The 13,894-nt window shown below is 38.5% G+C and carries 10 protein-coding genes; all 10 read left to right on the plus strand.

The features are described 5' to 3' along the window. The first annotated feature begins 4 nt into the window (after positions 1 to 4). The 10 genes from AR685_RS15860 to AR685_RS15905 all read left to right on the plus strand — a co-directional run bounded on the left by AR685_RS15860 (position 5) and on the right by AR685_RS15905 (position 13,652). Complete coding sequence (locus AR685_RS15860; protein WP_059125157.1) at positions 5 to 1,837, plus strand: RagB/SusD family nutrient uptake outer membrane protein; 1,833 nt, start codon at positions 5 to 7, stop codon at positions 1,835 to 1,837. 87 nt (positions 1,838 to 1,924) lie between these two features. Then, positions 1,925 to 2,971: a pectinesterase family protein gene (locus AR685_RS15865; protein WP_059125158.1), complete on the plus strand. Its 1,047-nt coding sequence runs from the start codon at positions 1,925 to 1,927 to the stop codon at positions 2,969 to 2,971. Continuing rightward, positions 2,968 to 4,419, plus strand: coding sequence for a polysaccharide lyase family 1 protein (locus AR685_RS15870; RefSeq protein WP_059125159.1), 1,452 nt, complete (start codon positions 2,968 to 2,970; stop codon positions 4,417 to 4,419). The genes AR685_RS15865 and AR685_RS15870 overlap by 4 nt, the downstream gene beginning before the upstream one ends. A 43-nt stretch (positions 4,420 to 4,462) precedes the next feature. Then, positions 4,463 to 5,473 carry a DUF4861 family protein gene (locus AR685_RS15875; protein ID WP_228376451.1) on the plus strand — a complete coding sequence of 337 codons (1,011 nt, stop codon included), beginning with the start codon at positions 4,463 to 4,465 and terminating at the stop codon, positions 5,471 to 5,473. Positions 5,474 to 5,485: 12 nt separating this feature from the next. Beyond that, positions 5,486 to 6,745: a glycoside hydrolase family 105 protein gene (locus AR685_RS15880; RefSeq protein WP_059125160.1), complete on the plus strand. Its 1,260-nt coding sequence runs from the start codon at positions 5,486 to 5,488 to the stop codon at positions 6,743 to 6,745. A 117-nt stretch (positions 6,746 to 6,862) separates the two neighbouring features. Continuing rightward, positions 6,863 to 8,503 (plus strand): glycoside hydrolase 43 family protein, encoded by a 1,641-nt coding sequence (locus tag AR685_RS15885; RefSeq protein ID WP_059125161.1) that lies wholly within the window; start codon positions 6,863 to 6,865, stop codon positions 8,501 to 8,503. Positions 8,504 to 8,671: 168 nt separating this feature from the next. Then, complete coding sequence (locus tag AR685_RS15890; protein ID WP_059125162.1) at positions 8,672 to 9,499, plus strand: rhamnogalacturonan acetylesterase; 828 nt, start codon at positions 8,672 to 8,674, stop codon at positions 9,497 to 9,499. A gap of 10 nt (positions 9,500 to 9,509) precedes the next feature. Then, entirely contained in the window at positions 9,510 to 11,171 is a 1,662-nt protein-coding gene (locus AR685_RS15895) for a glycoside hydrolase family 28 protein (RefSeq protein WP_059125163.1), read from the plus strand. 300 nt (positions 11,172 to 11,471) lie between these two features. After that, the gene (locus tag AR685_RS15900; RefSeq protein WP_047442334.1) at positions 11,472 to 12,377 is read left to right on the plus strand and encodes an alpha/beta hydrolase; all 906 of its coding nucleotides are present in this window, start codon (positions 11,472 to 11,474) and stop codon (positions 12,375 to 12,377) included. A 297-nt stretch (positions 12,378 to 12,674) separates the two neighbouring features. After that, complete coding sequence (locus AR685_RS15905; RefSeq protein ID WP_059125232.1) at positions 12,675 to 13,652, plus strand: pectinesterase family protein; 978 nt, start codon at positions 12,675 to 12,677, stop codon at positions 13,650 to 13,652. The last annotated feature ends 242 nt before the right edge of the window (positions 13,653 to 13,894 follow it).

Raw genomic sequence — 13,894 nt, forward strand, 5'->3', positions numbered from 1 at the left:
TATCATGAAAAAAAACAAATCAATACTTATTTTATCTTTTCTTGCAGGCGCTCTTTTTGTGAGTTCTGCAAGTTCGTGCAGTGACTTTCTTGAGCCCGAAAACCTTTCAAGTATCTCCGAAGCACAACAGTTTGACAGTACTGCAGATACATTTTCAGCATTAATTGGGGTCTACGCGCAACTGGGTGGAGATGACGGTTACGGCCAGAGATTATCTTTAATTATCACTCAATCCGGAGATGACTTCAGAACTTCAGGAAGCTATAACTGTAATGATAGAAGAGGTGTAGCCACTTTTGGCGCATGTACTACCAATACAGAATTGAATGGTCCTTTCTCAAAACTGTATACAGGAATTGAGCGTGCAAACCTTGTGATCAAAAACATCCCTTTATCTCCAGTGATGCAAAGCGGATCTGCAGAAGATAAAAAACTTATGGACAGATACTTGGGTGAGGCGTTAACCCTTAGAGCACAGTATTACTATGAACTTATTAGAAACTGGGGAGATGTACCTTTCTACTTAGTTCCGGCTTCTGATGTTGCAGAGCAAAACCAGCCAAAAACTGACAGAGACATCATTTATGATCAGATGATCGTTGATCTTGAGAAAGCAGCGACATTAGTTCCGTGGAGATCTGAAGGTGGAACTACCAGCAACAGGATTTCTAAAGGAGCAGTAAAAGGTCTTAGAGCTAGAATTGCCTTGGCAAGAGCAGGGTACTCTTTAAGAAGAAGCCCTCAGATCATGGCTCAGGGATCAAACCCTCAGAAATACTATCAAATTGCTTTAGACGAATGTAAAGACATTATGAATCATAGTGGTGAGCATAGTCTTAATCCTAGTTATGAAAATGTATTTAGAGCTTTGCATACCAACGCTCAGGATGCTACGAATGAAGTTATTTTCTCAGTTGGAGCTTTCGGTGGTGGTACCAGAACAGACTCTAAAATCGGATACTACAACGGTCTTAAACATCATGACAACTCTAACTGGAAAGGAGGCGGAGGTATCAATGCGTTGCCAACATACTTCTATGAGTTTACAAAATATGATCTAAGAAGAGATATGAACGTAGGAATCTTCACAGTAAATGCTACGAATCAGGCCGAGTTGGCCGCTTCAAACGCTTGGACTGATTCTAAATACAGAAAATCTTGGACTAGTATTACAGGACCTTCTCAAACACTTGCAGTTGACTGGCCTTTAATCCGTCTGTCTGATGTAATGCTCATGTTTGCTGAAGCTGATAACGAAATCAACGGAGCACCTTCTCAGGAAGCTAAAAATGCTTTATTAGCTGTAAGAAACAGAGCATATGCAGGAAATCTTGGTCAAGTAGGAGCTATTCCTTCTGATAAAGTAGGTTTCTTTAATGCAATCGTACAAGAAAGACTATTAGAGCTAGGCTCTGAAGGAATGAGAAAATACGATTTGATTCGTTGGAACTTATTAGCAACCAAAATTGCTGAAACTAAGCAGAAACTGACAAACTTCATCAACGGAACAGGAGCTTACGCTAATGTACCTCTGAATATCTATTACAAAGCGTCAGTTTACGATCCTACAAAAACGGCCCAGCAAAACATAAGTGCGATTGACGTTTACACAATAGGAACAGACAAAAGCCAGGTATTTTATCTTCCTAATCAGTCTGCTACTACACCTGCGGGGTACAAATCTATTGCATGGAGATCAGGAATTACAGCAACCTATGTAAATGATCCGTCTGCGGGTTATGCACAGTATTTCGAAGCTAATAAGAGAGAATTACTGCCAATCTACTTCGAATATATTCAGAATAACTACAATCTTACCCAAGATTACGGTTATTAGAATCAAGATACATTCATATTAATTTTGATACAGACTTTCTCCTATTACAGGAGCGAGTCTGTATTTTCCTAATGAAAATTAAAATCGATGAAGATTTCAAATTTTTACAAGAACATCAAATTCTTATCGTTTTTTTCGGTGGTCTTAATCAGTCTTCTTTCTTTCAAGGTGAATGAGGTTAAAACCATCATCGTTTCGAAAGACGGAAAAGGTAATTTTACTACCATTCAGCAGGCCATTAATTCTGTCGAAGAAGGAAAAACAATTAGAACAAAAATTATTGTAAAGCCTGGAACTTATAGAGAAAAAATTATTGTTGACGCCGTAAAAAGCCCAATAAGCTTAATAGGTGAAAGCCCAGAAAACACCATAATAGTTTACGGTGACCACGCTTCAAAGCAGAATGCTGAAGGTAAAAACATCGGAACAACAGGTTCATCAAGCATTTTTATTTTTTCCGATGATTTTTCAGCTGAAAATATTACATTTCAAAACGATGCCGGTCCGGTGGGGCAGGCTGTTGCTGTTTTAACGACAGGCGACCGAATTGCTTTTGAAAACTGTAAATTCTTAGGATTTCAGGATACACTTTATACCAAAGGCGCACAGGATAATCCGGATAAAACTAAAGTTTCCAGAAATTATTTCAAAAACTGCTACATCGAAGGAACGACCGACTATATTTTCGGAGCCGGAACTGCGGTCTTTGAAAACTGTACGCTATACTCCAAAAAAAATGCATCTTACGTTACCGCCGCATCTACGATTGAAGGAAATGAGTTCGGATATGTATTTATTAACTGTAATTTAACAGGAGATGCAGAGGCAAATTCTGTATATTTGGGTCGTCCCTGGAGGCAATTTGCAAAAACAGTTTATATTAATTGTGCAATCGATTCCACAATAAAACCTGAAGGTTGGCATAACTGGTCTAAACCTGATGCTGAGAAGACTGTTTTTTATGCGGAATATAATTCTAAAGGTCCGGGAGCAAATGCTGAAAAAAGAGTTCCATGGTCACATCAACTAAGGAAAGAACAAAGTAAAAAATATACTGCTAAAAATATTCTGTCAGGAAAAGACAACTGGAACTTTAAAAAAGCCACTCACCAATCTCAAAAAAAATTTAAATGAAAAATTATTTTTCTTCACTAATCCTTTTGGGACTTTTATCTTTACAAAGCTGTACAAGCCAGGTAAACACTTCAGCCGAATCTGATGACACCATCATTTCAGTAAAGCTGATCAGTTTTCCCGGGGCAGAAGGTTTTGGAAGATTTACCACAGGAGGACGTGGCGGAAAAGTATTATTCGTAACTAAATTGACAGATGACGGTACAGAAGGAACTTTAAGACACGCGTTAGAACAAAAGGGACCGAGATATATCGCTTTCAGAACTGCCGGAACTATTTTTCTTGAATCTCCACTAAGAATAAAAGAAGGCGACGTTACGATTGCCGGACAAACTGCTCCCGGAGACGGAATTACCGTTGCCAATTACGAAACTTTTGTCGCAGCAGACAATGTGATCATTCGTTATATGCGATTCAGAATGGGTGATAAAAAAAAGTATGAAGGTGATGCTTTTGGAGCGAGATTTATTAAAAATTTAATGGTCGATCACTGTTCGATGAGCTGGTCTACCGACGAGACAGTTTCCATTTATGTCAATGAAAATACCACGCTTCAGTGGTGCGTGATTACAGAAAGCCTAAGGAATTCAGCGCACCAAAAAGGCGCTCATGGATACGGTGGAATTGCCGGAGGAAAATTCGCTTCTTTTCATCATAATATTTACGCCAATCACGACAGCAGAAATCCGAGATTGGGAGAATATGCGGGAAGTAAATTTGCTTTGACCGATCTAACCGATTTTAGAAATAATGTCATTTACAATTGGGGTCACAATAATGTCTACGGAGGTGAAGGGATGAATGTGAATATGGTCAACAATTATTATAAACCAGGTCCTGCAACAATGACCAAGAAGAGAATTGTCGCAATTGATAAAAATGAAAAACAAGGAACCGAAGTTTACAATATCTGGGGAAAATATTACATCAACGGAAATGTTGTAGAGGGAAGTCCGGAAGTTACAGCAGACAACTGGAATTTGGGTGTTTTCAATCAAATGAAACCTGCTTATAAGTTGACAGATGCTGATAAAAACTCAATTAAAATAAATCAGCCACATGATATTCAAAATAATGTGACAACTGAATCTCCAAAGGAGGCCTACGAAAAAATATTAAAAATCGGAGGCGCAAGTTTGGTGAGGGATGCTGTAGATTTACGAGTTTTGGAACATGTAAAAAATGGAACGTTCTCTCACAAAGGTTCGCTTGGAAGTGACAGCGGAATCATCGATTCTCAGGAAGATGTTGGAGGATTTCCTGATTTAAAACCAGGAAGAGCTTCTATTGATTCAGACAACGACGGAATGCCCGATGATTGGGAAATTAAAAATAATCTTGACCCTAAAACGGCCAATGCTAACGGAAAAGATTTAGATAGAGACTATGATAATATCGAGATTTTTATGAATGACCTCGTTAAAAAAATAACCAAAAATCAGCGGTAGTCACTGAACTTTCAGCCTTAAAGGTTATCTAAAATAAAAAATAATGTCAGTACAGATAAAATCAAACCTATTCAAAATACTTCTGGCGGGAGCTGTTTTCGCTGGAGGTTCATTTTTCGCACAAAAAAATGTGATTGAGAAAATCCGCAAAAACCCGAAAGCACCTTTTTCCTACGCAGAATTATCAATAAAAGATGGCGGAAAATGGCAGGGCAACGAGTACATCGGCGGAACTTTCAAAAACATCAATGAATTACAACTTCCGGCCGAACATACCGATCATTCTTACTACATCAGATACGAAGGAATCGGTTTGGAAAACAATCAAATCGGTTACAGATTATACCTTGACTGGAGAAATGCAACAGATATTTTCGGAAAAAAGGTGAATACTTTGGTATTGCCGGACGTCGGACAGGACGGCTTTGAAACCTATCATCACGATGCACCTTGGGGACAGGATATTTTGAAATCAGGCCGTACCATCGGAGTCGGTTCTTACGGCAGATATGATGAGCAGAATGATTTTGTGGAAACTTTTAAAACCGTAAAAACCACCACCGCAAAAGTTATTAATCAAAGTGATCAATCTTTCGCAACCATCGATTATAAAGGCTGGAAAACTTGGGGAAAAGCAGTTGACCTTCAGTCTAAGCTGACAATTTTCAACAGAGACCGTTTTGTGAAGGTTGATTTAAATTTAAATGAAACAATTTCAGGATTATGTACCGGAATTGTCGCTTTTAAAAATATTCCCATGAAAGAGGCGGTCAGTAAAAACAAAAAATGGGGCTACATTGCAACATACGGAACGCAGACTTTGGCTAAAAAAGAAGATAATCTAGGAATGGTCATCTTCTACCCTATCGGAAATTTAGATAAAATTGTAAAAACCAAATCAACGCACGTGGTGGTTTTCAAAAAGACCAAAAATGTTTCGTATTACTTTATGGGAGCTTGGTCACAAGAGCCAAACGGAATTAAAACTGAAGAAGAATTCTACAAAGATTTAGATAAAAAATTAGAAATTTTAGATAATAACAATCAACTTTAAAATTGACTTACAATGAGTTTTATTAATCAAAAATTAAAAATATATGCTGTTGCGGTTTTAGGTTCAGGAATGTTCCTTGCCTGTGCACAGACAAAAACAGCAACGGCTGCAAAAGCAACAACCCAAACTGCAAAATCAGGAAAAGTGGTTCCTACCAACCTGAAATGGTCTGAAAGAATGATGCTTTCAGAAATGCAGCGATTCCCTGAAGCTTGGATGCTTGATTTCAGCAAAAGCCCTAAGTGGACCTATCCTTCAGCGATTGTGTTAGACGGAGCTGAGCAGCTTTACATCAAAACAGGTAAAAAAGAATACTACGATTACATCAGCGGTTTCGGCGAAACTTTGATCAAGGAAGATGGTACCATCGTTACTTACGATCTTGACAAGTACAACATCGACATGCTGAACAGCGGAAACGTATTACTTTATCTTTACGAAAAAGAGAAAAAAGACAAGTACCTGAAAGCGCTTCAAACTTTGCGTTTGCAAATAGACGGGCAGCCAAGAACGAATGAAGGTTCTTTCTGGCATAAAAAGATCTATCCTTATCAGGTTTGGCTGGATGGTTTGTACATGGGAATGCCTTTCTATACGCACTATACAAAAGATTTTGTTAAAGGTGCTGATGCTGCAAAAGCGTATGATGATATCGTAATGCAGTTCGACTCAGTTCAGAAGAATCTTTTAGACAAAAAAACAGGATTGCTGTATCACGCATGGGATGAAAGTAAAGAACAGGCATGGGCAGACAAACAAACCGGACTTTCGCCAAATTTCTGGGGAAGAGCGATGGGTTGGTACGGAATGGCAATGGTAGATGTTTTAGATTATTTACCTCAAGGTCATCCGGGAAGAGCGAGAATTATTTCTTACATCAAATCTTATTCTGACGCAGTTATCAAATATCAGGATAAAAAATCAGGGCTTTGGTATCAGGTTTTAGATAAGCCATTGGCGAACAAAAATTATGAAGAAGCGACTGCTTCAGCGATGTTTGTCTACACGATGATTAAATCTGTGAACAAAGGTTACCTGCCAAAATCATATAAAGCTGCTGCTAAAAAAGGCTACGACGGAATCATCAAAAATCTGATTACAGTTGATGAAAATGGCGTTGTAAATTTAAATAAATGTTGTGCTGTTGCCGGTTTGGGAGGAAAACCTTACAGAGACGGTTCTTACGAATATTACGTGAATGAAGAAATCCGTTCGAATGACGGAAAAGGAACAGGACCATTTATTTTGGCGAGTTTAGAATTTGAGAAATAAAATTTTAAACATTAAACCTTTGCTTGGCAGAGCGCCTTTGCGAACGAAAAATATTCGTTCGCATTAAAAAAAACCTAGCGCCATCGCGTTTAAAACCCAGATCAAAAATCTGATTTTATGACAAACAAAATTTTAAATATACTTTCAATCACCGCATTTTCCATTGCATCTTCTTATCTGAATGCACAGGAAAAACCCTACGTTTCAGAAGTCTGGACTGCCGATCAGGGGAAAAATTTCAGAAACCCGATCTTATACGCAGACTATTCAGATCCAGACGTTACGCGCGTTGGCGATGATTATTATATGACCGCTTCAAGTTTCAACGAAGCTCCGGGATTGCCTATTCTTCATTCAAAAGATATGGTCAACTGGAAATTGGTCAACTATGCAATCCAGGATGTTTTACCGAAAGAGCATTTCTCCGTTCCGAGAAGAGGTGACGCCGTTTGGGCACCAAGTATCCGTTTCCACAAAGGTGAATTCTACATTTACTGGGGCGATCCGGATTTCGGAATTTACATGGTAAAAACCAAAGATCCTCTTGGAAAATGGGACGAACCCGTTTTGGTCATGGAAGGAAAAGGTTTAATTGATTCCTGTCCGTTTTGGGACGAGGACGGACAGGCCTATTTGGTTCACGGTTGGGCAGGAAGCCGTGCCGGTGTGAAAAGTATTTTGTCTTTAAACAAAATGAATCCTGAAGGAACAAAAGTTTTGGATAAAGGTGTTCATATTTTCGACGGTCACGATGCTCATCCGACAGTTGAAGGTCCGAAAATGTACAAAAGAAACGGCTATTACTACGTTTTCGCTCCTGCAGGAGGTGTGGCCACTGGTTGGCAGCTGGTTTTAAGATCAAAAAATATTTACGGTCCTTACGAAGAGAAAATAGTTCTTGAGCAGGGCAAAACGAAAATCAACGGTCCGCATCAGGGAGCTTGGGTGGATACGCCATCAGGGGAAGACTGGTTCTACCATTTTCAGGACGTGGATGCAGGAGGAAGAATCGTGCATTTGCAGCCGATGAAATGGGAGAAAGACTGGCCTGTCATGGGAATCGACAACGATAAAAACGGAATCGGTGAACCTGTTTTAACTTATAAAAAGCCAAATGTAGGGAAAACCTATCCTGTCGTAACTCCAGCCGAAACTGATGAGTTTGATGGTGAAAAATTAGGTTTACAGTGGCAATGGAGCGCCAACGAAAACATCGTTTGGTCATCCAAACTTCCCGGACAAAAATTCCTGAGACTATTCTCCATGAAAATGGGCGAAAACGATAAAAACCTTTGGAATGTTCCGAATCTTCTAACCCAAAAATTTCCGGCTCCGAATTTTGTGGCGTCCACTAAAGTTAAGTTGACTCCCGAAGATGCCAAGGAAGGAAAAACTGCCGGACTTTTGGTAATGGGAATGGATCATGCATCGCTTGTCATCACCAATAAAACCGATGGATACTATGTTCAGTTGAGAAAAGCAGAAAAAGCTGAAAAAGGCGGCGAGGAAAAAGTTTTATTTGAAACCAAATTAAAAGGAAACGAAGCCTATTTTAAAGTTAATGTCAGCGAACCAAACGGAATTTGCACGTTCAGTTACAGCGAAAACGGAAAAAATTTCATTAAAGTGGGCGAACCGTTTCAGGCAAAACCAGGAAAATGGATTGGTGCGAAAGTAGGGTTATATTCTGTAAGCACACAGAAAGCAAACCGTGGTGGGTACGCAGATTTTGAATATTTTAGAATAACAAAAAATTAGATATTTCCCACAGATCTCACGGATTTTCACAGATGAATATTAAAGAAAATCCTGTCTGATTTGCTGAGTCTGCGGGAGTAAAAAGGCTACGAAACCTAACGGGTCTTGAAAACCCGTTAGGTTTATGAAATCAAAAGTTTAAAAAATTTGTGCTTGATACTTTCAATAATGAACAAAACATTTAATCATATCATTTTATTTTTAGTTGCCGCATTTCTTCTGTCGTCATGTCAGTCGCAAAATGCCGTTGCTAAAAATAAATCTGATAAAAAAGTCACCCGCATTTTCCTCATCGGCGATTCTACAATGGCTGATTACACAGGAAATTATGAGCCTGGCAAAGATTATATGAAAGTTCGTTATCCCGTTACAGGATGGGGACAGGTTTTTCAGCCGTTTTTTGTGAAAGACAGTCTGAAAGGTTTAACGTCATTAAAAGATTCGGTAAAAATCATCGACCGTGCACACGGCGGAAGAAGCACAAGAACATTTTTCCAGGAAGGAAGATGGAGATATGTCTATGAAAATTTGAAACCCGGCGATTACGTGATGATGCAGTTCGGTCACAACGACGGATCAGAAAAGCATACAGAACGCTACGTGAATATCGAAGGGTACAAAGAATTTTTAAGATTATTCGTTACTCAAACCATTCAGAAAGGTGGCAAACCCATTATCATCACTCCGGTTGCAAGAAACTTCCCATGGAAAGATGGGAAACTGGAAAATGTACATGGTGAATATTGGCAGGCTCCAATCGATATTGCTAAGGAAATGAATGTTCCGCATATCGATTTAAACAAAATATCTATGGATTTTTTCACCAAAAAAGGTCAGGATTATGTGAGCAGTCATTACTTTATGAATCTTCCGGAAGGCGTTTATGAAGCATATCCGAAAGGCAATAAAGACAACACCCATTTTCAGCCGGAAGGGGCAAAAGTAGTGGCACAGATGGTGTTCACAGAATTTAAAAATATAATTAAAACTAAATAATAAAGAAATAATGAAGAAGTCATTCAAAATAATAGGTCTTGTCGCGGCAATGATGTTTTCGGGACAGTTCTACGCACAAAATACAGATATTTATAAGGGAATTGAGTTTAAAATGCCAAAAGTGGCAGAAACTTCTTTCGCAACAAATACCGTATCGATCAAAGATTTCGGAGGTGTTGCAGGGGGAAGTGTGAAAAATACAGAAGCTTTCAAAAAGGCAATCGACGCTTTGGTAAAAAAAGGTGGCGGTAAACTGGTGGTTCCAAGAGGGCTTTGGTTAACCGGACCCATCGTTTTGCAGAGCAACATCAACCTTCATGTAGAAGACGGTGCGATGATTATTTTCAGCACAGACAAGAGCGATTATCCTTTGGTAGACGTGAGTTTTGAAGGTTTAAATACCATCCGTTGCCAGTCTCCGATTTCTGCGAGAAATGCGAAAAATATTGCGATTACAGGAAAAGGTGTGATCGACGGAAGCGGTGATGCATGGAGAGCCGTGAAAAAATCGAAATTATCTGAAGTGGAATGGAAAAAATTCGTTGCATCAGGCGGAATAGTTTCTAAAGACGGAAAAACCTGGTACCCTTCTGAAAGCTACAAAAAAGGATTCGAAGGCAGCTCAAGTTTCAACGTTCCCGATAAAATCAACAAATCTGAACTTGAATCTGTGAAAGATTTCCTTCGTCCGGTAATGGTGAGCATCGTAGGTTGCGATCAGGTACTTTTGGATGGCCCGACTTTCCAGAATTCTCCGGCATGGAACCTTCACCCATTGATGACTTCCAATTTAATTTTAAGAAATCTTACCGTTAGAAACCCTTGGTATTCTCAAAACGGTGACGGTGTTGATTTGGAATCATGTAAAAATGTTCTGATCTACGACAATACTTTCGACGTGGGTGATGATGCGATCTGCATTAAATCAGGAAAAAATGAAGACGGTAGAAAACGAGGAATGCCTACTGAAAACGTGATCATCAAAAACAACATGGTATATCACGGTCACGGTGGTTTTGTAATCGGAAGTGAAATGTCTGGTGGAGCTAGAAATATGCACGTTTCAGACTGTACTTTCATCGGAACAGACATCGGTCTCCGTTTCAAGACAACCCGTGGAAGAGGTGGTGTAGTTGAAAATATTTATATCAAAAACATCGATATGATCAACATTCCGACACAGACGATCGGATTCAATATGTTCTACGAAGGTGCTTCTCCGGTTTTGGAGGACGGACAAAAAGCGGAAGGAAACAAAGCTCCGGAAAAAACATATCCAGTGACTGAGGAAACGCCGGTTTTCAGAAATATTTACTTTAAAAATATTACGGCAACCAATTCTGATGAAGCGATTACTTTATTTGGTTTGGCTGAAATGAACCTTAAAAATATCGTGATTGAAGATTCTCAGTTCGAAACTAAAAAAGGACTAAGCATCGTAGACGCAGACGGAATTCAGCTTAAAAACGTAAAACTTAAATATTCTGAAGGAACTGGAGCAACAATTTACAACAGTAAAAACGTAGATCTTTCTTCCCTTCAGCTGGAATCAATTCAAAAACCAACCATTAAAGTTTTAGGAGCAAAAACCACATCGGTAAAACTTCCGAAAGATGTAAAAGGTGAGCAACTGAGCATCTCGAAAGAGATTGCGAAGAATGCAGTGAAGTAATTTGAGATTTGAAGTTTGAGATTTGAGATTCTGGATTCGGGTTTTTGGATTCAAGATTTAAAATTTAAGATTCAATATAGAAGAGAATTTTAATTTTTCAATTTCATGTATCTTAAATATTTTCAAAGTTAAAAAACTTCAAGTTTTCTAATTTGTCAACAGATTTTTGGTGAAATTGAAACACAAGCTTTTTTGAACTTGTATTTTCAATGTTTTAAACTTAAAAATTGCGAGAATCTTTTGTGACTTTTGTGGTTAAACTAAAAAGTTGCGGTTGAACAAAATCAAATTAATTTAAAAATGAGTTTTCACAAACTATATTTTCTTTTTGTTTTTTTTGTAGGAGCAACAGCATTCGGTCAGACAAAGCCGAATGCTACTCCTTACACAAACGAAGCAACATACGAAAAACTTAAAAAGAAACATCCGTTCATCACTCCTTTGAACAGACCGGTTCCGCCCAACATCGGGATCGATAAAGATGTAGAATATGCCAACATCAACGGACTTTCCCTGAAAGCCGACATCTACTACCCTCTTGACAAATCAAAAAAACACCCTGCAGTCGCAATGGTTCACGGTGGAGGATGGATCTCGGGAAGTAAGGAAAACGAAAAATATATGGCTCAGGAATTAGCCGCCAAAGGTTATGTAGCCATTGCAGTAGGTTACCGATTGAGCGAAGTAGCAAAATATCCAGCAGCGGTTAATGATGTAAACAATGCCATTGAATATTTAAAGAAAAACAAAAAGAAATATTCTGTAGACACCAAAAAGATCGCAATTTTAGGCGAATCAGCAGGTGCACAGATCGCCACTTTGGTTGGAGTAAAATCTAAAGGAAAGATAAAAGCGATTGTGAATGTAGACGGTGTCGTTTCATTTATTCATGAAGAATCGGGTAAAGAAGGAACTTACGATGCTTTTTGGTTGGGTTATGCCCACAAAGACAATCCTGAAATCTGGAAAGATGCTTCGCCATTGGAATTCGTGGACAAAAATACGCCTCCCACTCTCTTTATCAATTCTTCACAACCACGTTTTCACGCCGGAAGAGATGATATGATGAAAAAACTGAAAAGCTACAATACCTTTACAGAATTTTACGAAATCAAAGACACTCCACACTCCTTCTGGTCTGCAGAACCATGGTTCACAGAAACTTTAAATCTGACTCTGGATTTTCTAGACAAGACTTTGAAATAATGTGAGTCAAGGCAAAGGTTAGGTTAATTTCACCGTTTAATTGGCTTAGGAGTTTGGAACGTTAAGAAAATTTAAAATAAAGCCGTTAAGAAATTCCCACTGTTTGAGTGCGGCAAAAATTATCTAAATAAATGAAATTTTCAATCCGCACGAAACCTAGCGAAGCGGTTCGACGAACAGAGAGAGTCAATTTGGGAATTTTAGGATTTACTTTAAATTTTTAGTGGAAAAATCCAGCCTTGAATTTTGGTTCTTTTGTTTCAAGACAAAAGAACATTAAAGCAAAATAATTTTTCAATGAAAAAAATATTTTTAATACTCTTCATTCCCATCACCAATTTTTTATTGGCTGGAACTGATCCCTACATCACAATTACAGTTGCAAAAGACGGAAGCGGACAATTCACTTCTATTCAAAAAGCCATTACATCGATCCGAGATTTAGGTCCGGGTGAGGCTTTGGTTAAAATAAAAGCAGGAACGTACAATGAGAAAATCGTCATTCCATCCTCAAAACATAAAATCACTTTAGAGGGTGACAGCAAAGAAAATACAATTATCTCCAATGATGATTATTCAGGAAAACTGGATGCTTTGAATGAGAAAATGACAACTTTCAATTCATACACCCTATTGGTGATGTCAGATGATGTTAAAATTTTAAATCTGACCATTAAAAATGCTTCATGCAATCAGGGGCAAGCTGTTGCGTTACATGTGGAAGGTGACCGTTTTATCGTCAAAGATTCCAATATTTTGGGATGTCAGGACACTGTTTACACTGGAGGAAATCACAGCAGACAATACTATGAAAACTGTTTTATTGAAGGAACAACCGACTTTATTTTCGGTTCGGCAACCGTTGTTTTCAAAAACTGTACGATAAAAAGTTTAGCCAATTCTTACATTACGGCTGCATCAACTGATCAGTCTAAAAGTTTTGGTTATGTATTTTTTGACTGTAAATTAATTGCCAAAGAAGGCATCAACAAAGTATTTTTAGGAAGACCGTGGAGATCTTACGCAAGAACCGTTTTCATCAATACCGAAATGGGCAACCACATCCTTCCTGAAGGCTGGAACCCTTGGAAAGGCGACAAAATGTTCCCGGACAAAGACAAAACTGCCTACTACGCAGAATACAAAAGCAAAGGCGAAGGCGGAAAAACCGAAAACCGTGTAGCCTGGTCGCATCAGCTGACAAAAAAGGTAGCAAAAAAATACACCATCAAAAACATTTTCGGAGACTGGAATCCGGATGTGAGTAATAAGTAATTGGTAATCTTTATCTCGCAAATCGACATAGGAAAATGGAGCGTTAAGAAAATTTAAATTTAATCCGTTAAAAAATTTCCACTGTCTGAGTGCGGCAAAGATTATCTAAAGATGGACCATTTTGAATCCGCACGAGTTTGGAAATTTTAGGATTAAATTTGAATTTTTAGCGGAAGTTTCCAAGTCTTGAACTTTTGGTTCTTTTGTTTCAAGACAAAAGAACATTTAAATAAAAATTTTAA

It is taken from the genome of Chryseobacterium sp. JAH, from assembly GCF_001507335.1.
GTDB lineage: Bacteria > Bacteroidota > Bacteroidia > Flavobacteriales > Weeksellaceae > Chryseobacterium.